The organism is Donghicola sp. XS_ASV15, from assembly GCF_041224595.1.
In the GTDB taxonomy this organism is placed as follows: Bacteria; Pseudomonadota; Alphaproteobacteria; order Rhodobacterales; family Rhodobacteraceae; genus Donghicola.
The window spans coordinates 1-20,393 of the sequence record NZ_JBGFGN010000067.1; the positions used below are offsets into that span (position 1 = coordinate 1).

A 20,393-nucleotide genomic window follows, 5' to 3' on the forward strand; every position below is an offset into this window, starting at 1 on the left:
GAGATGGTTATGCCCGGCGACAACCTGAAGCTGTCGGCAGAACTGATCGCGCCGATCGCGATGGAAGAAGGCCTGCGCTTCGCGATCCGCGAAGGCGGCCGCACCGTTGGTTCGGGCGTCGTCTCGAAAATCATCGAGTAATTTGGGCTCGCCCCGAATTATGGAAAGGCCGCCTTCGGGCGGCCTTTTTGCTTTTCAGGGATCGAAATCCGGCCCAGTAACGTTAATCCGTGACCACCGACGCACCACAGGACTGCCATGACCGACCAGAGCCCGATCCTCCTTGCCCATATTCTGAACGGCCCTGATCGTGGCATCTGTGACGAGGCCACCCTCATCCACACCCTGCGCGAAGAGACCTTGGGTTGGGTTCACCTCAGCGGCACCCACGCCGCCGCCGAGGACTGGATCATGCGCCACCTCGACTATCTGGACCCCCAAGCCGCCGAGGCTTTGCTGGACGTCGACACCCGCCCCCGTATGAGCCGCATGGGCGATGGCATGATCGTGATTCTGCGCGGCATGAACTGGAACGAGGGCGAGGACCCCGAAGACATGGTCTCGGTCCGCATGTACATCGACGCCCACCGCATTGTGACCATCTCGCGCAAGCGCGTCCGCTCGATCGAGAAGCTGGACGCCGACATCCGCGCGGGCCGCGGCCCCGAAACCGCCGGTGCCTTTCTGTTCCAACTCATCGAATACCTCGTGGGCGGCATTGGGAACTTCCAACGCACCCTCGACCAAGAGGCGGAGAAGCTGGAGGACGCTGTCATCCTCGAAGGCACCGAATCCCTGCGTCGCTCTGTCGTGGACATGCGCCTACAGGTGATCGCCGCGCTCCGCTTCCTGATCCCCCAGCGCGACGTCCTTGGCGACATCACTCGCTCGGGCAGCCCCTTTATCGACGCCAACACCCGCCGCGAGATCGAGGAAGAGGCCATCAAGATGACCCGTATCGTCGAGGATATGGAGGAGCTGCGCGATCAAACCATGGTCCTGCGCGAGGAGCTGTCGGGCCAGCTGTCTGACCGTCTGAACAAAAACATGTTCGTCATGTCCGTGGCCTCTGTGGTCTTTCTGCCGCTGGGGTTCATCACCGGCCTTTTCGGGGTGAACGTGGCGGGCATGCCGGGCACCCAGAACTCAAACGCCTTTCTCTATCTCTGCCTTGCCTGTGTCGGCATCGTCATTCTGCAAATCGGCGGCCTGATGTGGCTGCGCTGGATCGGCCGCCGCCGCTGACCTAGCCAGCCATCCCCCAGCGTGCTAGCCTGCACGTATCCAACCGGAGTGAGGACCATGACCAAGCACCTGAACTGACCCGTTTCCCAAAACAGATCTTTTCAGGAGGGCCCCATGCCTGTTCCCTTTGCCGTGTCCACAGACATCCACCCCGTGATCCTGCCCGATGGCACCCGCCACCACGGCACCGTTTACCTTAAGAACGTGATCGATAACCCTCGCTTCATCGTGGGCGACTACACCTATGCCAGCCGCTTTGATGCGCCGCAGGACTGGGCCGCGACGCTGGCGCCCTATCTCTTTCCGTTTTCCCAAGAGACCCTGCGCATCGGCCGCTTCTGCCAGATCGCGCTGAATGTGACCTTTGTCACCGCCTCGGCCAATCACGCGATGGACGGGCTGACCACGTACCCGTTCGGCACCTTTGACGCGGACAAGTCCGGCATGACCCAGCCCGACACCCGCGGCACTATCGTCGGCCATGATGTGTGGATCGGCTACGGAGCGATCATCTGTCCGGGCGCGCGAATCGGGAACGGCGTGATCATCGGGGCAGGGGCCGTGGTGCGCGGCTCGATCCCCGACTTTACCATAGTCACAGGCAACCCCGCGCAAGTGGTTCGCCATCGCTTTGACGCGCAAACCACGCGGGCGCTACAGGACTTGGCGTGGTGGGATTGGCCACCCGCAGCCATCACCGCCGCCCGACCCGCGTTAGAGAGGCCGGATATTCCCGCTCTTCGTGAAATTCATCGCGAATTCAGTCTTGCAAACCATTCGGCGTCGAATTAGACAGCGTCACGGCCTGAAGGGGTATAGCTCAGCTGGTAGAGCGACGGTCTCCAAAACCGTAGGTCTCGGGTTCGAACCCTGATGCCCCTGCCAGGCCGATTTCGCCACCACATTGGAACGCGAAATGACAACCATCCCAGTTTCTCTGCACATCGGCGCACACAAGACAGCCTCGACCCATCTGCAAAAGTCTCTTGAGGCCGCTGCGGATCAGCTTGCGGAGTGGGAGGTTTGCTTCCTTGGTCCCAAAGACCTGCGCAAAGACGGCATCCCCCTGAAGAATCGCATCGCCAAGGGGCAGACGGCCCCCGATATGGCGGGCGATTGCGATGAACTTGTCATCTCCGAAGAGAACCTGATGGGGCCACAGTTCAAGGCAACCGCGCGCAAACCGCTCTATCCCCAAGGGGCCAAGAAGGTCGCCGCGATCACCGACGCGCTCGAAGATGCTGACGTGACGCTGTTCATGGCGGTGCGCGATCCGGCGACGTGGCTTGCCTCGCTCTATGCCCACGAGGTGTTCAACGGCAAAGCCTGCGATGGCATCGCGGCCTTCTGCGGTGCCAAGACCCCCGAGAAACTGCGCTGGTCCGATCTGGTGGCAGAGTTGGCAGAGACGAATCGCGTGGTCGTCTGGCCCCAAGAAGAATACGCCGACCTCTTTCCGCGGATCATCGAAGAGATGCTCGGAGAGGGCGCCGAGATTGATCCGATGGAGAACCGTGTGAATGCCTCGATCTCGGGGGCGGCGATCGCCATCCTCGAACAAGAGGGCCCGGACCGGCCAGAGCCGCAGAAGTCCGCGCGCATGGCCAAGGCGAAATTTCCCGTGCGCGGCCCAGAGGACAAGTTCCAGCCGTGGTCCAAATCTGTGCTGGCCGCCAGCCGCGCGGCCTATGAAGCGGACCTTAACCGGATCAAGGATCTGGAAAACGTGACCCTTTTGCGCCGCTGAACGTCATGACGTAAGCCATACGTGAACCAGACGTCTACCAGACTTGAACTCTGTGGGCTTAGGGCGTATGTGACCCGCCAGTAAAGTGAGGACCCGATGGCCAACACCAATCCGCTCCAGTTCGTCCAGCAGACCCGCGCCGAGATCGCGAAAGTCGTGTGGCCGACCCGCAAGGAAGTCATGCTGACCACCGTCATGGTGTTCATTATGGCGTCGCTCTTTGCTGTGTTTTTCTTTCTGGTGGATCTGGTGATCCGCTTTGGCCTTCAGGGCCTGCTTGCTGCGGTAAGCTAAACCGCTTTCGCTCCCTTAAGCCTTGAATTTCTGCGCTCGGGGGAGTATTAGGCGCTTCACTGTCCTATGTGTGGCGTGTGGCGATTCGTAGCCCGCGCCCGTTTTTATTGGACTGACTGCGGTTAAGTCGCGGGAATTAAACGGAATTTTGCGTGACGCCATTTCGGCAGATCGCTGAGGAAACGAGACAGAGGCCCAAATGGCGAAGCGTTGGTATTCGGTGAGCGTTCTCTCGAACTTCGAGAAAAAGATCGCCGAACAAATCAGACAGTCGGCTGCCGAGAAGGGCTTGGAAGACCTGGTCGAAGAAGTTCTGGTGCCCACCGAAGAGGTGATCGAAGTGCGCCGGGGCAAGAAGGTGACAACCGAGCGCCGCTTCATGCCTGGCTACGTGCTGGTGCGTATGGAGCTGACCGACGCGACGTTCCACCTGGTGTCCTCGATCAACCGCGTGACCGGTTTCTTGGGTCCGCAGGGGCGTCCGCTGCCCATGCGTGATTCGGAAGTCAACACGATCATGAACCGCGTTCAGGAAACCGAAGAAGCACCCCGCACCCTGCTGCGCTTCGAGGTTGGTGAGAAGGTCAAAGTCAACGACGGCCCGTTCGAGGATTTCGACGGGATGGTCGAAGAGGTGGACGACGACAACCAGCGTCTGAAGGTCACCGTATCGATCTTTGGTCGCGAGACCCCGGTCGAACTGGAATTCACTCAGGTTACCAAACTCTGAGTGTCCCCGCGGGAGGGGAGGGGCCGCGGCCCTGAGCCACACCGCGACAACAGACAACCTGACGGACGCGTCCTGAGGGTGTTGGAAAAAGGAAGAGCCAAATGGCTAAGAAACTGATCGGCAGCCTCAAGCTGCAAGTGCCTGCGGGCAAAGCGAACCCCTCTCCGCCCGTCGGCCCCGCACTGGGTCAGCGCGGCATCAACATCATGGAATTCTGCAAGGCGTTCAACGCCAAGACGCAGGAAATGGAGCCCGGCGCGCCGTGCCCGACCGTGATCCAGTACTACCAGGACAAGTCCTTCACCATGGAAATCAAGACGCCCCCCGCGTCTTATTACCTGAAGAAGGCCGCAAAGCTTCAGGGTGGTTCCAAGACCCCCGGTCGCGCAACTGCTGGTTCGGTAACTGCGAAGCAGGTTCGTGAAATCGCAGAAGCGAAGATGAAAGACCTGAACGCGAACACCGTTGAGCAGGCAATGAAAATCATCATGGGCTCGGCCCGTTCGATGGGCATCGAGGTAAAGTAATGGCTAAGCTTGGTAAACGTACCCGCGCCGTCCGCGAAGCCTTTGCTGGCAAAGAAGACCTCGCAGTCGCAGAAGCCGTCGCATTGGTAAAGGCAAACGCCACCGCCAAATTCGACGAAACCATCGAAATCGCGATGAACCTCGGCGTTGACCCCCGTTACGCTGACCAGATGGTTCGCGGCGTTGTCAGCCTGCCCAATGGCACCGGCAAAACCGTTCGCGTTGCTGTATTCGCTCGTGGCCCCAAGGCCGACGAAGCAAAAGCAGCTGGCGCAGATATCGTTGGCGCAGAGGACCTGATGGAAACCATTCAGGGCGGCACCATCGACTTCGATCGCTGCATCGCGACCCCCGACATGATGCCGATCGTTGGCCGTCTGGGTAAAGTTCTGGGCCCCCGTAACCTGATGCCGAACCCCAAAGTCGGCACCGTGACCATGGACGTTGCACAAGCTGTTGCTGACGCCAAGGGCGGTCAGGTTCAGTTCAAAGTTGAGAAAGCTGGTGTCATTCACGCCGGTGTTGGCAAAGCGTCGTTCGACGAAGCCAAGATCATCGAGAACGTCAAAGCATTCATCGACGCTGTCGCTAAGGCGAAGCCCGCCGGTGCAAAAGGTGCCTACATCAAGAAGGTATCGATCAGCTCGACCATGGGCGGCGGCGTATCTGTCGACGTTTCGGACGTCGCAGCCAGCTAAGAATTCCAGCGCAAGCTGGATGGCGGGGCCATAGCGGCCCTGTCCTGTCCGAGACGAAGGGTGCCTTTCGGGGCTTAATATTCGCCTTTCTGAGATGGGGAACGAACTAAGAATTCCGTATGGGGCCTAGCCTCAGAGGATCTTGGCTTCGGGACCCCTGAAACGGACCCGACGCTCTGGCGCAAGCCGGGGCAAACATGAGCCGGGGGAAACCCCAAACTTGGAGTAAAACTGTGGATAGAGCACAAAAAGAGAAGGTGGTCGAGGAACTCGGCCAGATCTTTGAAAGCTCTGGCGTCGTAGTGGTTGCACACTACGAGGGTCTCACGGTTGCGGAGATGCAAGACCTGCGTGCGAAAGCACGTGAGGCGGATGCGTCGGTACGTGTTGCCAAGAACAGGCTCGCCAAGATCGCTCTGGAGGGTAAGCCTTGCGCAAGCATGGCCGAATACCTCTCGGGCATGACCGTTCTGACCTTCTCGGAAGACCCCGTGGCAGCAGCCAAGGTCGCCGAGGACTTCGCCAAGGGGAACGACAAGTTCCAGATCCTTGGTGGTGCTATGGGTGAGAACGCTCTGGACCGTGCCGGTGTTGAAGCCGTGTCGAAAATGCCTTCGCGCGAGGAGCTTATTGCCTCGATCGTTGGTTGTATCGGCGCCCCCGCTTCGAACATCGCCGGTGCAATTGGCGCACCTGCTTCGAACATTGCCGGTATCCTGTCGACCATCGAAGACAAGGCAGAAGCCGCGTAACGCAATCAAGAGAGCCGCGTAGGGTTGTATACCTGACGCTGGAACACATCTTATATACATACGGAAAGAGTCAAAAATGGCTGATCTGAAGAAACTCGCAGAAGAGATCGTTGGTCTGACCCTGCTGGAAGCACAAGAACTGAAAACCATCCTGAAGGACGAGTACGGCATCGAGCCCGCAGCTGGCGGCGCAGTCATGATGGCTGGTCCCGCAGGCGACGCAGGCGGCGCAGCTGCTGAAGAAAAGACCGAATTCGACGTCATCCTGAAGTCGGCAGGCGACAAGAAGATCAACGTGATCAAAGAAGTTCGCGGCATCACCGGTCTGGGCCTGAAAGAAGCAAAAGAGCTGGTCGAAGCTGGCGGCAAACCCGTCAAAGAAGGCGTCGACAAAGCAGAAGCAGAAGACATCAAAGCCAAGCTGGAAGCAGCTGGCGCAGAAGTCGAGCTCAAGTAATCCTGTCCCGGAGATATTCCGGGTTGGATTTGCAGCAGGGTTGAGGTTTTCTCAGCCCTGCTGAACCTGTCTCAGAAAAAGGTTTTCGGAAAACCTTTTTCTAAGGCGAGGTTCAAAGGATCGGGAGGCTGCCGGTGGGACGGTGGCCAGGCATGGATCCAGAACACGCTGTCTCTTGGGTGTGCGACCGGGGCCCGACGGTGCGCGCAACCGCATGAGAAACGAAAGGTGAGATCGCTCCATGGCTCAGTCCTACCTCGGCCAGAAACGCCTGCGTCGTTATTACGGCAAAATCCGCGAAGTTCTGGAAATGCCGAACCTCATTGAGGTTCAGAAAAGCTCCTACGACCTGTTCCTGAAGTCCGGCGACCAGCCGCAGCCTTTGGACGGCGAAGGCATCAAAGGCGTCTTCCAGTCGGTATTCCCGATCAAAGACTTTAATGAAACCGCGATTCTCGAATTCGTCGATTACGAGCTGGAAAAGCCGAAATACGACGTAGACGAATGCCAGCAGCGCGACATGACCTACAGCGCACCTCTCAAGGTGAAGCTGCGTCTTATCGTGTTTGATATCGATGAAGATACCGGTGCAAAATCGGTCAAAGACATCAAAGAACAAGACGTGTTCATGGGCGACATGCCCCTGATGACACCCAACGGCACGTTCATCGTGAACGGCACCGAGCGCGTGATCGTCAGCCAGATGCACCGTTCGCCCGGTGTGTTCTTTGACCACGACAAGGGTAAAACCCACTCGTCCGGCAAACTGCTGTTTGCTTGCCGCATCATCCCCTACCGCGGCTCGTGGCTCGATTTCGAATTCGACGCCAAGGACATCGTGTTCGCCCGTATCGACCGTCGCCGCAAACTGCCCGTGACCACCCTGCTTTATGCACTTGGTCTGGATCAGGAAGGCATCTGCGACGCGTACTATGACACCGTAACCTACACCCTCGAGAAGAACCGTGGTTGGGTCACCAAGTTCTTCCCCGAGCGCGTGCGTGGCACCCGCCCCGCATACGATCTGGTAGACGCGGGCACCGGCGAGATCATCTGCGAAGCGGGCAAGAAAATGACGCCCCGCGCCGTCAAGCAGATCATCGACGAAGGCAAAATCACCGACCTTCTGATCCCGTTCGATCACATCGTTGGTAAGTTTGTCGCCAAGGACATCATCAACGAAGAAACCGGTGCGATCTACGTCGAATCTGGTGATGAGCTGACTTGGGAAGTCGACAAAGACGGCGATGTCACCGGTGGTTCGATCAAAGAGCTGCTGGAAGCGGGCATCACCGAGATCCCCGTTCTGGACATCGATGGTGTGAACGTGGGTGCTTACATCCGCAACACCATGGCGAACGACAAGAACCTGAACCGCGAAACCGCGCTGATGGATATCTATCGCGTCATGCGTCCGGGTGAGCCGCCGACCGTCGAAGCGGCGTCGGCTTTGTTCGACACCCTGTTCTTCGATTCCGAGCGTTACGACCTGTCGGCTGTTGGCCGCGTGAAGATGAACATGCGCCTGAACCTCGATGCCGAGGACACCCAGCGCACGCTCCGCAAGGAAGACATCATCTCGTGCATCAAGGCTCTGGTCGAGCTGCGCGACGGCCGCGGCGAAGTGGACGATATCGACCACCTCGGCAACCGTCGTGTGCGTTCGGTTGGCGAACTGATGGAAAACCAATACCGCGTGGGTCTGCTCCGCATGGAGCGCGCGATCAAAGAGCGTATGTCGTCGGTCGAAATTGACACCGTCATGCCTCAGGATCTGATCAACGCGAAGCCCGCAGCAGCGGCTGTTCGTGAATTCTTCGGCTCTTCGCAGCTGTCGCAGTTCATGGACCAAACCAACCCGCTGTCCGAAGTGACGCACAAGCGTCGTCTTTCGGCGCTTGGACCGGGCGGTCTGACACGCGAGCGCGCAGGCTTCGAGGTTCGCGACGTTCACGCAACTCACTACGGCCGTATGTGCCCGATTGAGACGCCGGAAGGTCCGAACATTGGTCTGATCAACTCGCTGGCAACCTTTGCACGCGTCAACAAGTACGGCTTCATCGAAACCCCCTACCGCAAGGTCATTGACGGTAAGGTCACCGACGAAGTGAACTACCTGTCGGCTACCGAAGAGATGCGTCACACTGTGGCTCAGGCGAACGCTGAGTTGGATGGCGAAGGCAAGTTCGTACAGGAAATGGTCTCGACCCGTCGGTCGGGTGACTACACCCTGCAGCCGATCGAGAACGTTGACCTGATCGACGTTTCGCCCAAGCAGCTGGTCTCTGTTGCGGCATCGCTGATCCCGTTCCTTGAGAACGATGACGCGAACCGCGCACTGATGGGCTCGAACATGATGCGTCAGGCGCTGCCGCTGCTGCAGGCAGAAGCACCGCTGGTTGGCACCGGTATCGAAGAAATCGTGGCCCGCGACTCGGGTGCGGCGATCATGGCGAAGCGCGCAGGCGTTATCGACCAGGTTGACGCGCAGCGTATCGTTGTCCGTGCGACCGAAGATCTGGAAGTTGGCGACCCGGGCGTAGACATCTACCGCCTGCGCAAGTTCCAGCGTTCGAACCAGAACTCGTGCATCAACCAGCGTCCGCTCGTCAAAGTGGGCGACGTTGTTGGCAAGGGCGAAGTGGTTGCCGATGGTCCTGCGACTGAAATGGGCGAACTGGCAGTCGGTAAGAACGTCGTCGTGGCCTTCATGCCTTGGAATGGCTACAACTACGAAGACTCGATCCTGATCTCCGAGCGTATCGTCCGTGATGACGTTTACACCTCGGTTCACCTCGAGGAATTCGAAGTCGCTGCCCGCGACACCAAGCTTGGGCCGGAAGAAATCACTCGCGACATCCCGAACGTCGGTGAAGAAGCGCTGCGTAACCTCGACGAGGCTGGCATCGTTTACATCGGCGCCGAGGTTGGACCGGGCGACATTCTGGTTGGCAAGATCACTCCGAAGGGCGAAAGCCCGATGACCCCCGAAGAGAAGCTGCTCCGCGCGATCTTTGGTGAAAAGGCATCGGACGTTCGCGATACTTCGCTGCGTCTGCCCCCGGGTGACTACGGTACTGTTGTAGAAGTGCGCGTCTTCAACCGCCACGGTGTGGAGAAGGACGAACGTGCCCTCCAGATCGAGCGTGAAGAAGTCGAGCGTCTGGCACGCGACCGTGACGACGAGCTGGCAATCCTGGATCGCAACATCTACGCCCGTCTGCACAAGCTGATCATGGGCAAAGTTGCCGTCAAAGGCCCCAAAGGAGTTCGCCCCAACAGCGAAATCACCGAGGAGCTGCTGGACAGCCTGAGCCGTGGTCAGTGGTGGCAGCTGGCGCTGGAAGACGAGGCCGACGCACAGATCGTCGAGGCGCTGCATGAACAGTACAACGCTCAGAAGCGTTCGCTGGATGCCCGTTTCGAGGACAAAGTCGAGAAAGTCCGTCGCGGCGACGATCTGCCCCCGGGCGTCATGAAGATGGTCAAAGTGTTCATCGCGGTGAAGCGCAAGCTGCAGCCCGGTGACAAGATGGCCGGTCGTCACGGTAACAAAGGTGTTGTCTCGAAGGTTATCCCGATCGAAGACATGCCCTTCTTGGCTGACGGTACTCCCGTTGACCTCTGTCTGAACCCGCTCGGCGTGCCTTCGCGTATGAACGTCGGTCAGATTCTTGAGTGTCACATGGGTTGGGCCTCGCGTAACCTTGGTGTCCAGATCGATGAGTCTCTGCAAGAGTACCGTCGTTCGGGCGACCTGACTCCGGTTCGCGAAGCACTCCGTATCGCTTACGGCGACGAAGTGTACGAAGAGGGCCTCGAGGGTCTGGACGAAGGCATGCTCGTTGAGCGTGCGCAAAACGTCACCCGCGGTGTTCCGATCGCAACACCCGTCTTCGACGGCGCCAAAGAGGCAGACGTGAACGACGCACTCAAGCGTGCCGGCTTTGACACTTCGGGTCAGTCGGTTCTGTTTGACGGCCGTACTGGTGAACAGTTTGCCCGCAAGGTCACTGTTGGCATCAAGTACATGCTGAAACTGCACCACCTCGTGGACGACAAAATCCACGCGCGTTCGACCGGTCCGTACAGCCTCGTTACTCAGCAGCCGCTGGGTGGTAAGGCGCAGTTCGGTGGTCAGCGTTTCGGTGAGATGGAAGTGTGGGCGCTGGAAGCATACGGCGCGGCATACACCCTGCAGGAAATGCTGACCGTCAAGTCGGACGACGTGGCAGGCCGTACCAAGGTCTACGAAAGCATCGTCAAGGGCGAGGACAACTTCGAGGCCGGCGTGCCCGAATCCTTCAACGTTCTGGTGAAGGAAGTCCGCGGCCTCGGCCTGAACATGGAACTCCTGGACTCGGAGGAGGACGAGTAAGGGGCTCTGCCCCTTGCTTAACCCCTTTCGTCCTCATTCAAGGAATATGACATGAACCAGGAACTGACGAACAACCCGTTCAACCCGCTCACTCCGGCGAAGCAATTCGACGAGATCAAGGTCTCGCTCGCATCGCCCGAGCGGATCCTGTCGTGGTCGTACGGCGAAATCAAAAAGCCCGAGACCATCAACTATCGTACGTTCAAGCCCGAGCGTGACGGCCTGTTCTGCGCCCGTATCTTTGGCCCGATCAAAGACTACGAATGCCTTTGCGGCAAATATAAGCGCATGAAGTACCGCGGCGTCGTCTGTGAAAAGTGCGGCGTCGAAGTTACTCTGCAAAAGGTACGCCGCGAGCGTATGGGCCACATCGAGCTGGCTGCACCTTGCGCGCACATCTGGTTCCTCAAGTCGCTGCCTTCGCGCATCGGCCTGATGCTGGATATGACCCTGCGTGATCTGGAACGCGTTCTCTACTTCGAAAACTACGTTGTCATCGAGCCCGGTCTGACTGACCTGACCTACGGCCAGATGATGACCGAAGAAGAGTTCATGGATGCTCAGGACCAGTACGGCATGGACGCCTTCACCGCCAACATTGGCGCTGAAGCGATCCGCGAAATGCTGGCTGCGATCGATCTGGAATCCGAAGCAGAGCAGCTGCGCGCTGATCTGGCCGAGGCAACTGGTGAACTGAAGCCCAAGAAGATCATCAAGCGTCTGAAAGTCGTTGAATCGTTCCTCGAGTCGGGCAACCGCCCCGAGTGGATGATCATGACCGTGATCCCTGTGATCCCGCCGGAACTGCGTCCGCTGGTTCCGTTGGATGGTGGCCGCTTTGCGACTTCGGATCTGAACGATCTGTACCGCCGCGTGATCAACCGGAACAACCGTCTGAAGCGTCTGATCGAACTGCGTGCGCCCGATATCATCGTGCGTAACGAAAAGCGTATGCTGCAAGAAGCTGTGGACGCGTTGTTCGACAACGGCCGCCGTGGCCGCGTCATCACCGGCGCGAACAAGCGTCCGCTGAAGTCGCTGTCTGACATGCTGAAAGGTAAGCAGGGCCGCTTCCGTCAGAACCTTCTGGGTAAGCGCGTGGACTTCTCGGGCCGTTCGGTCATCGTGACCGGTCCGGAGCTCAAGCTGCACCAGTGTGGTCTGCCCAAGAAGATGGCGCTCGAACTCTTCAAGCCCTTCATCTACTCGCGCCTCGAGGCCAAAGGTCTGTCGAGCACCGTGAAGCAGGCGAAGAAGCTGGTCGAAAAAGAGCGTCCCGAAGTTTGGGATATCCTCGACGAAGTGATCCGCGAACACCCTGTCATGCTGAACCGTGCGCCTACACTGCACCGTCTTGGCATTCAGGCGTTCGAACCCACTCTGATCGAAGGCAAAGCGATCCAGCTGCACCCGCTGGTCTGTTCGGCGTTCAACGCTGACTTCGACGGTGACCAGATGGCTGTGCACGTTCCACTGAGCCTCGAAGCTCAGCTGGAAGCGCGCGTCCTGATGATGTCGACCAACAACGTTCTGTCGCCCGCAAACGGCGCGCCGATCATCGTTCCTTCGCAGGATATGATCTTGGGTCTCTACTACGTGACCCTGCAGCGCGACGGCATGAAGGGCGAAGGCATGGCGTTCTCGTCGCTCGACGAAGTCCAGCACGCTCTGGACTCCGGCGAAGTGCACCTGCACGCCAAGGTCACTGCCCGCGTCAAGCAGATCGACGAGGATGGTCTGGAAGTGTACCAGCGCTTCGAAACCACCCCGGGCCGTGTGCTTCTGGGTAACCTACTGCCCCAGAACGCCAAGGCGCCCTTCGCGCTGGTCAACCGTCTGCTGCGTAAGAAAGAAGTGCAGCAGGTCATCGACACCGTTTACCGTTACTGCGGCCAGAAAGAGTCGGTTATCTTCTGTGACCAGATCATGACCCTTGGCTTCCGTCAGGCGTTCAAGGCTGGCATCTCGTTCGGTAAGGACGACATGGTGATCCCCGATAACAAGTGGAACATCGTTGAGTCGACCCGCGAGCAGGCCAAAGGCTTCGAGCAGCAGTACATGGACGGCCTGATCACTCAGGGCGAAAAGTACAACAAGGTGATCGACGCCTGGACCCGTTGTAACGACAACGTCACCGAAGCGATGATGAACACCATCTCGGCCTCCAAGACGGACGAGAATGGCGCTGAAATGGAACCGAACTCGGTTTACATGATGGCTCACTCCGGTGCGCGTGGCTCGGTTACGCAGATGAAGCAGTTGGGTGGTATGCGCGGCCTGATGGCGAAGCCGAACGGCGACATCATCGAGACGCCCATCATCTCGAACTTCAAAGAAGGTCTGACCGTTCTCGAGTACTTCAACTCGACCCACGGTGCCCGTAAGGGTCTGTCGGATACCGCTCTGAAGACGGCGAACTCGGGTTATCTGACCCGTCGTCTGGTGGACGTGGCTCAGGACTGCATCGTGCGCGAGCATGACTGTGGTACCGATCAGGCTGTGACTGTCGAAGCCGCTGTAAACGATGGTGAGGTTGTTGCTTCGCTCGCAGAGCGTATTCTGGGCCGTACCGCAGCAGAAGACATCTGCGCGCCCGGCACCGAAGACGTGATCGCACCCATCGGCACGCTGATCGACGAACGTATGGCAGACCGTATCGGCGAAGCCGGTGTCCAGTCCGCACGCGTCCGTTCGCCGCTGACCTGTGAAGCCGAAGATGGCGTTTGTGCAATGTGCTATGGTCGTGACCTTGCACGCGGCACCATGGTGAACCAAGGCGAAGCTGTTGGTATCATCGCGGCGCAGTCGATCGGTGAACCCGGTACACAGCTGACCATGCGTACGTTCCACATTGGCGGCGTTGCGCAGGGTGGTCAGCAGTCGTTCCAGGAAGCGGGCCATGACGGTAAGATCGTCTTCCGCAACCCGAACACCATCAAGAACACCTCGGGCGAGGTTATCGTGATGGGCCGGAACATGCAGTTGGTCGTTGAAAGCAGCGACGGCGCGGAACTGGCCAGCTACAAGCTGGGCTACGGTACCAAGCTGTTCGTGACTGAAGGCACCGATGTCGTACGTGGCGCGAAACTGTTCGAGTGGGACCCCTTCACTCTGCCGATCATCGCAGAGCGTTCGGGTAAGGCACGTCTGGTCGACCTGACCAACGGTGTGTCGGTCCGCGAGGTTACTGACGATGCGACTGGTATGACCCAGAAGATCGTGTCCGACTGGCGCGCTGCCCCCAAAGGCAACGAGCTGAAGCCGGAAATCCTGATCGTCGACGCAGAAAGCGGCGAACCCATCCGCAACGATGCTGGCAACCCCGTTGCCTACCCGATGTCGGTGGACGCAATTCTGTCGGTCGAAGAAGGTCAGGACATCTCGGCTGGTGACGTTGTGGCGCGTATCCCGCGCGAAGGCACCAAGACCAAGGACATCACCGGTGGTCTGCCCCGCGTTGCGGAACTGTTCGAAGCACGTCGTCCCAAGGACCACGCGATCATCGCCGAAATCGATGGTTACGTGCGCTTTGGCCGCGACTACAAGAACAAGCGTCGCATCACGATCGAGCCCGCGACCGATGGTCAGGAGCCCGTCGAATACATGGTGCCCAAGGGTAAGCACATTCCTGTTCAGGAAGGTGACTTCATCCAGAAGGGTGAATACATCATGGACGGCAACCCGGCGCCTCACGACATTCTGTCGATCATGGGCATCGAGGCTCTGGCGAACTACATGATCAACGAGGTTCAGGACGTTTACCGTCTGCAGGGCGTGAAGATTAACGATAAACACATCGAAGTTGTCGTTCGTCAGATGCTTCAGAAGTGGGAAATCCTCGACAGCGGTGACACCACCCTTCTCAAGGGTGAGCATGTGGACAAGGCAGAGTTCGACGCAGCCAACGAGAAGGCCATCAGCAAGAACGGCCGTCCCGCCAAGGGCGAACCGATCCTGCTGGGTATCACCAAGGCGTCGCTGCAGACCCGCAGCTTCATCTCGGCGGCCTCGTTCCAGGAGACCACCCGCGTCCTTACCGAAGCATCGGTACAGGGCAAGCGCGATACACTGGTCGGCCTGAAAGAGAACGTCATCGTTGGTCGCTTGATCCCCGCCGGTACCGGTGGCGCAACCTCGCGCGTGCGCAAGATTGCCTACGACCGCGACAACGTGGTGATCGACGCCCGCCGGATCGAGGCCGAAAAGGCCGCGGCTCTGGCAGCGCCGACACCCGAAGGTTCGGACGACTGATCGCCTGAGATTTCGAAAATGTAATCACGGACCCGGCAGGTATACCCACCTGCCGGGTCTTTTCTTTGCCGAGTCCTTGGTGCACTGATTTGCGGTACGAAAAGGGCAGGGGCCTGAAATGATCTCCGAAAACATGCGCGGTGCCGGCCTAATGATGCTGGCGATGGTTGGCTTCACGTTGAACGATACTGCGCTCAAGATGCTGGCGGGCGATGCCCCCTTGTTCCAGTTGCTCTTTATTCGCGGAGTGCTGGCGACAGCCGCGCTGGCGGCCATGGCGCATTTCATGGGTCAACTCGATTTCCGTATGTCTCGCCGCGATATGAAGTGGGTCAGTTTTCGCGCGATCGGCGAGGCAAGCGCAGCTTACTTCTTCCTGACGGCGCTGTTTCACATGCCCCTCGCCAACGCGACGGCGATTCTGCAAACCTTGCCGCTGACAGTCACGCTTGGGGCGGCGCTTTTTATGGGGATGCCTTTTGGCTGGCGGCGCGGCGCGACTATTCTCATTGGCTTTATCGGGGTACTGCTGATTGTCCGGCCTGGAACCGAGGGGTTTAACCAATACTCGGTCTATGCCCTCTTGGCGGTGCTCTGCGTGACTCTCAGAGACCTTTCGACACGGCTCGTCAGTCAGGCCGTGCCGTCACTAACCGTCACTGTCACGTCTGCGGCCGGGGTCATGGTGTTCTTCGGTGCGCTACAGCTCCCCGCAACGTGGGAGCCAATGGCGTTGACCGAAATTGGCCTTTTACTCGCCGCCACGACCAGCATCGTCGGAGGTTACGCATTCAGTGTAATGGTCATGCGGATAGGCGATATCTCTTTCATTGCACCATTTCGGTATACGGGCCTGATTTGGGCGCTTATCCTCGGGTGGGTTGTCTTTGGCGACTGGCCCCATCCTTCGACATTGATCGGGGGCGGGATCGTTGTCGCTAGCGGAATTTACATGTTATATCGCGAGGCCATCGTGGGTCGCAGCCATAGCCCACGCAACCTTGCCAGAGGAGGGCGCTAATGCGGCTACAGATCCTAGGGCTGAGCAGGTTTTCCTACCCATCGAACCTCGAGGCTTTTCAGAAGGATCATGCCGATGCCAACGGGCAGCGCGCGTATCTCTATGACGAGACCCGGCTCGAAGGGCGCTTCTACTTCTTCGAAGAATTGGTAATTCCGTCCCTCAAGCGTCAAACGGATACCGATTTCCGTGTCGTTGTTTTGGCAGGGGATCAAATGCCCCCGAAATGGCGGGCGCGATTGGAGGCGGCGGTTGCAGATGTCCCCCAAGTCGATCTGCGCTTTGAACCCGAGGGGCAGAATCACTCTGACCTCTGCCGCCGACTCATGTTGGAGGCACGTGATGAAACAGCGGATTGGGTGGCCGAATTCAGGCTAGATGACGACGATGCTGTTGCAGGTGATTTTGTGGAAAGACTCCGTAAATTGGCCCCAGTTGTCGCGGCTCTGGCGGATGCCAGCCCTGAAAAACGGGCGGCTTTGGACTTTGCCAAGGGCTTTGTGTTGCGGGCACAGCGCAGCGGATTGGACATTTCGCCAGTGCTCGCGCGTTTGTGGACGCCTGCGCTGGTGATGGTAAATCGCCCCGATCATCCCAAAAGTCTGCTCGATACCCGTCATTTGCGCCTATGGCAGCGCTTTCCGGTAATATCGAACGTAGACGAGCCCATGTTTATCCGCGGTGCGCATGATGATAACGACAGTGCCGTCGAAAATCGAAAATTGCAGAAATTCCGCATCGATCCATTTGACATTCCCGTCAAGATAGAGGAGAGGTTTGGCCTCGATTTAGACCGCTTGGAAACCCGATGGCGGCTATGTCCTGCGCGCAAAAAGCTGGGATGTTGACAACCTGTCCGACTCCCTCTAATTAGCGCGCACTCATGGCCGGGGTGCGCCCGCGGCCTCCATCAGAACTGTAGCGGTCAAGATCCGGCGGTAATTCGCCCGATCCTCTGGATACCCACCGCGTCGTTCCCCGTTTCGGGGGGCGCATGCGGTTTTTGCGTTTTGCGAAGGGCGTGAGGCGCGTTTGAAAATGAACATGTGTTGCAACACGGGGAAAGAACCGGAATGCCAACGATCCAACAGCTGATCCGCAAGCCGCGGCAGCCCAAAGTCAGATCTCAGAAGTCGATGCACCTGCAGGCGTGTCCGCAAAAACGCGGCGTCTGCACTCGCGTCTATACAACCACTCCGAAGAAGCCGAACTCGGCTATGCGTAAGGTTGCCAAAGTGCGTCTTACCAATGGCTTTGAGGTGATCAGCTACATTCCGGGTGAAAAGCACAACCTGCAGGAACACTCGGTGGTCCTGATCCGTGGCGGTCGTGTAAAAGACCTTCCCGGTGTGCGTTACCACATCCTGCGCGGTGTTCTGGATACCCAGGGCGTTAAAGACCGTAAGCAGCGCCGCTCGAAGTACGGCGCGAAGCGTCCGAAGTAAGGGGATTAGAGAATGTCTCGTCGTCACGCCGCTGAGAAGCGCGAAGTTCTGCCCGACGCCAAATTTGGCGATCGCGTGCTGACCAAATTCATGAACAACCTGATGATCGACGGCAAGAAATTTGCCGCCGAGAAAATCGTCTACAACGCGCTGGATCGTGTTGAGTCGAAAGCCAAGCGCGCACCTGTCGAAGTCTTCCACGAAGCGCTCGACAACATCAAACCGTCGGTCGAGGTTCGCTCGCGTCGTGTTGGTGGTGCAACCTACCAGGTTCCCGTTGAAGTGCGCCCCGAGCGCCGTGAAGCGCTGGCAATCCGCTGGCTGATCTCGGCATCGCGTGCTCGCAACGAGAACACCATGGAAGAGCGCCTGGCTGGCGAACTTTTGGACGCTGTTAACAGCCGCGGTACCGCTGTTAAGAAGCGCGAAGACACCCACAAGATGGCAGAAGCTAACAAAGCCTTCAGCCACTATCGCTGGTAACTCTAGCCTAGGACACCCTACCCAATGGCACGCGAATATCCCCTCGACCTATATCGTAACTTCGGGATCATGGCGCACATCGATGCAGGTAAGACCACCTGTTCCGAGCGTATCCTGTTCTACACCGGTAAGTCGCACAACATCGGCGAAGTGCACGATGGCGCAGCGACCATGGACTGGATGGAGCAGGAGCAAGAGCGCGGCATCACCATCACCTCGGCGGCGACCACCACTTTCTGGGAACGCACCGAAGATGGCGAAACTGCTGACTCGCCCAAGCACCGCCTGAACATCATCGACACTCCCGGTCACGTTGACTTCACCATCGAGGTGGAGCGTTCGCTCGCCGTTCTCGACGGTGCCGTTTGTGTTCTTGACGCAAACGCCGGTGTTGAGCCCCAGACCGAAACCGTGTGGCGTCAGGCTGACCGCTACAAGGTTCCGCGTATCGTGTTCGTCAACAAGATGGACAAGATCGGCGCAGACTTCTTTAACTGCGTGAACATGATCGAAGACCGTACCGGCGCGCGCGCTGTTCCCGTTGGTCTGCCCATCGGTGCAGAGAACGAACTGGAAGGTCTGATCGATCTGGTCACCATGAAAGAGTGGCTCTGGAAGGGTGAAGACCTTGGCGCATCCTGGGTTCAGGTCGACATTCGTGACGAGCTGAAGGATCAGGCTGACGAGTGGCGTGGCAAGATGGTCGAAGCGGCCGTTGAGCAAGACGACGACGCGATGGAAGCCTATCTCGAAGGCGAAGAGCCCGACGTTGCAACTCTGCGCAAACTGCTTCGCAAGGGTACTCTGGCTCTGGACTTCGTTCCTGTTCTGGGTGGCTCGGCGTTCAAGAACAAAGGCGTTCAGCCTCTGCTCAACGCTGTGATCGACTACCTCCCCAGCCCGCTGGACGTTGTTGATTACATGGGCTTTAAACCGGGCGACGAAGAAGAAACTCGTAACATCGCGCGTCGTGCGGATGACGAGATGGCTTTCTCGGGTCTGGCGTTCAAAATCATGAACGACCCCTTCGTTGGCTCGCTGACCTTTGTTCGTATCTACTCGGGTGTTCTGTCCAAGGGCGACTCGATCCAGAACTCGACCAAAGGCAAGAAAGAGCGCGTCGGTCGTATGATGATGATGCACTCGAACAACCGCGAAGAGATCGAAGAGGCATTTGCCGGCGACATCATCGCGCTTGGCGGCCTGAAGGACACCACCACTGGTGACACCCTTTGCGATCCCAAAGACCCTGTTGTTCTGGAAACCATGACCTTCCCCGATCCGGTTATCGAAATCGCGATCGAGCCGAAGACCAAAGGCGACCAGGAAAAGATGTCCATGGGCCTGCAGCGTCTGGCAGCAGAAGATCCTTCGTTCCGCGTCGAGACCGACATCGAGTCCGGTCAGACCATCATGAAGGGCATGGGCGAACTTCACCTCGACATTCTGGTCGATCGTCTGAAGCGCGAATTCAAAGTTGAAGCGAACATTGGTGCACCTCAGGTGGCCTATCGCGAAACCATCTCGCACGAAGCCGAAATCGACTACACCCACAAGAAACAGTCGGGTGGTTCGGGTCAGTTCGCACGTGTTAAAATGGTCATCACTCCGACCGAAGCAGGCGAAGGCTACAGCTTTGAATCGGCAATCGTTGGTGGTTCGGTTCCCAAGGAATACATCCCTGGCGTTGAAAAAGGCATCACCTCGGTTATGGATAGCGGCCCGCTGGCAGGCTTCCCCGTAATCGACTTCAAAGTGAAGCTGATCGACGGTGCCTACCACGACGTTGACTCGAGCGTTCTGGCGTTCGAAATCGCGTCGCGCGCAGCAATGCGTGAAGGTCTGCGTAAAGCTGGCGCGAAACTCCTCGAGCCCGTGATGAAGGTCGAAGTCATCACCCCCGAGGATTACACCGGCGGCATCATTGGCGACTTGACCTCGCGTCGTGGTCAGGTGACTGGCCAGGAGCCTCGCGGTAACGCTGTTGCGATCAACGCGTTCGTTCCTCTGGCGAACATGTTCGGCTACATCAACAACCTGCGTTCGATGTCTTCCGGCCGTGCACAGTTCACCATGCTGTTCGACCACTACGATCCGGTTCCGCAGAACCTCTCGGACGAGATCCAGAAGAAATACGCATAACGGACTGGCGGGCATTGCCCGCCTTTCCCACAGGAAATTCACGGCGTTCTTGACGCCGCTCCGAAACTGATAGGAGGCCATCATGGCAAAGGAAAAGTTTGAGCGTAGCAAACCGCACGTCAACATCGGCACCATTGGTCACGTTGACCACGGTAAGACCACTCTGACCGCAGCGATCACCAAGTACTTCGGTGACTTCAAAGCGTACGACCAGATCGACGGC

17 protein-coding genes, 1 tRNA gene and 1 pseudogene are annotated in these 20,393 nt (G+C 58.4%); all 19 read left to right on the forward strand.

What is annotated here, in order from left to right:
- Positions 1-141 (forward strand): annotated as a pseudogene (gene tuf / locus AB9K37_RS01495) (elongation factor Tu); the annotation flags it as partial.
- Positions 142-258: 117 nt separating this feature from the next.
- Positions 259-1,245, forward strand: a complete 987-nt coding sequence (locus tag AB9K37_RS01500; RefSeq protein WP_369835242.1) for a zinc transporter ZntB — start codon at positions 259-261, stop codon at positions 1,243-1,245.
- Between the two features lie 114 nt (positions 1,246-1,359).
- Positions 1,360-2,037: a CatB-related O-acetyltransferase gene (locus AB9K37_RS01505; RefSeq protein WP_369835243.1), complete on the forward strand. Its 678-nt coding sequence runs from the start codon at positions 1,360-1,362 to the stop codon at positions 2,035-2,037.
- Between the two features lie 17 nt (positions 2,038-2,054).
- Positions 2,055-2,130, forward strand: a tRNA-Trp gene (locus AB9K37_RS01510).
- A gap of 31 nt (positions 2,131-2,161) precedes the next feature.
- Positions 2,162-2,992 (forward strand): hypothetical protein, encoded by an 831-nt coding sequence (locus tag AB9K37_RS01515; RefSeq protein WP_369835244.1) that lies wholly within the window; start codon positions 2,162-2,164, stop codon positions 2,990-2,992.
- 96 nt (positions 2,993-3,088) lie between these two features.
- Positions 3,089-3,286 carry a preprotein translocase subunit SecE gene (secE, locus tag AB9K37_RS01520; RefSeq protein WP_072708143.1) on the forward strand — a complete coding sequence of 66 codons (198 nt, stop codon included), beginning with the start codon at positions 3,089-3,091 and terminating at the stop codon, positions 3,284-3,286.
- A gap of 199 nt (positions 3,287-3,485) precedes the next feature.
- Positions 3,486-4,016: a transcription termination/antitermination protein NusG gene (gene nusG, locus AB9K37_RS01525; protein ID WP_072708141.1), complete on the forward strand. Its 531-nt coding sequence runs from the start codon at positions 3,486-3,488 to the stop codon at positions 4,014-4,016.
- Positions 4,017-4,117: 101 nt separating this feature from the next.
- Complete coding sequence (rplK, locus tag AB9K37_RS01530; protein ID WP_072708139.1) at positions 4,118-4,543, forward strand: 50S ribosomal protein L11; 426 nt, start codon at positions 4,118-4,120, stop codon at positions 4,541-4,543.
- Entirely contained in the window at positions 4,543-5,241 is a 699-nt protein-coding gene (gene rplA / locus AB9K37_RS01535) for a 50S ribosomal protein L1 (RefSeq protein WP_369835245.1), read from the forward strand. The genes rplK and rplA overlap by 1 nt, the downstream gene beginning before the upstream one ends.
- A 233-nt stretch (positions 5,242-5,474) precedes the next feature.
- The gene (gene rplJ / locus AB9K37_RS01540; RefSeq protein WP_369835246.1) at positions 5,475-5,993 is read left to right on the forward strand and encodes a 50S ribosomal protein L10; all 519 of its coding nucleotides are present in this window, start codon (positions 5,475-5,477) and stop codon (positions 5,991-5,993) included.
- A gap of 76 nt (positions 5,994-6,069) precedes the next feature.
- Positions 6,070-6,450 carry a 50S ribosomal protein L7/L12 gene (gene rplL / locus AB9K37_RS01545; protein ID WP_369835247.1) on the forward strand — a complete coding sequence of 127 codons (381 nt, stop codon included), beginning with the start codon at positions 6,070-6,072 and terminating at the stop codon, positions 6,448-6,450.
- A gap of 241 nt (positions 6,451-6,691) precedes the next feature.
- On the forward strand, positions 6,692-10,828 hold the full coding sequence (gene rpoB / locus AB9K37_RS01550) for a DNA-directed RNA polymerase subunit beta (protein ID WP_369835248.1): 4,137 nt from the start codon (positions 6,692-6,694) through the stop codon (positions 10,826-10,828).
- A gap of 51 nt (positions 10,829-10,879) precedes the next feature.
- The gene (gene rpoC / locus AB9K37_RS01555; protein WP_369835249.1) at positions 10,880-15,079 is read left to right on the forward strand and encodes a DNA-directed RNA polymerase subunit beta'; all 4,200 of its coding nucleotides are present in this window, start codon (positions 10,880-10,882) and stop codon (positions 15,077-15,079) included.
- Between the two features lie 118 nt (positions 15,080-15,197).
- A complete protein-coding gene (locus AB9K37_RS01560; protein ID WP_369835250.1) occupies positions 15,198-16,100 on the forward strand; it encodes a DMT family transporter in 903 nt (300 codons plus the stop codon).
- Positions 16,100-16,948, forward strand: a complete 849-nt coding sequence (locus AB9K37_RS01565) for a glycosyltransferase (RefSeq protein ID WP_369835251.1) — start codon at positions 16,100-16,102, stop codon at positions 16,946-16,948. Before AB9K37_RS01560 ends, AB9K37_RS01565 begins: the two co-directional genes overlap by 1 nt.
- 225 nt (positions 16,949-17,173) lie before the next feature.
- Entirely contained in the window at positions 17,174-17,545 is a 372-nt protein-coding gene (rpsL, locus tag AB9K37_RS01570) for a 30S ribosomal protein S12 (RefSeq protein ID WP_072708123.1), read from the forward strand.
- A gap of 12 nt (positions 17,546-17,557) precedes the next feature.
- A complete protein-coding gene (rpsG, locus tag AB9K37_RS01575; protein ID WP_369835252.1) occupies positions 17,558-18,028 on the forward strand; it encodes a 30S ribosomal protein S7 in 471 nt (156 codons plus the stop codon).
- 24 nt (positions 18,029-18,052) lie between these two features.
- On the forward strand, positions 18,053-20,170 hold the full coding sequence (fusA, locus tag AB9K37_RS01580) for an elongation factor G (RefSeq protein ID WP_369835253.1): 2,118 nt from the start codon (positions 18,053-18,055) through the stop codon (positions 20,168-20,170).
- Between the two features lie 82 nt (positions 20,171-20,252).
- Positions 20,253-20,393 (forward strand): GTP-binding protein (locus tag AB9K37_RS01585; RefSeq protein ID WP_278423146.1); only part of this gene is annotated, 141 nt, incomplete at its 3' end.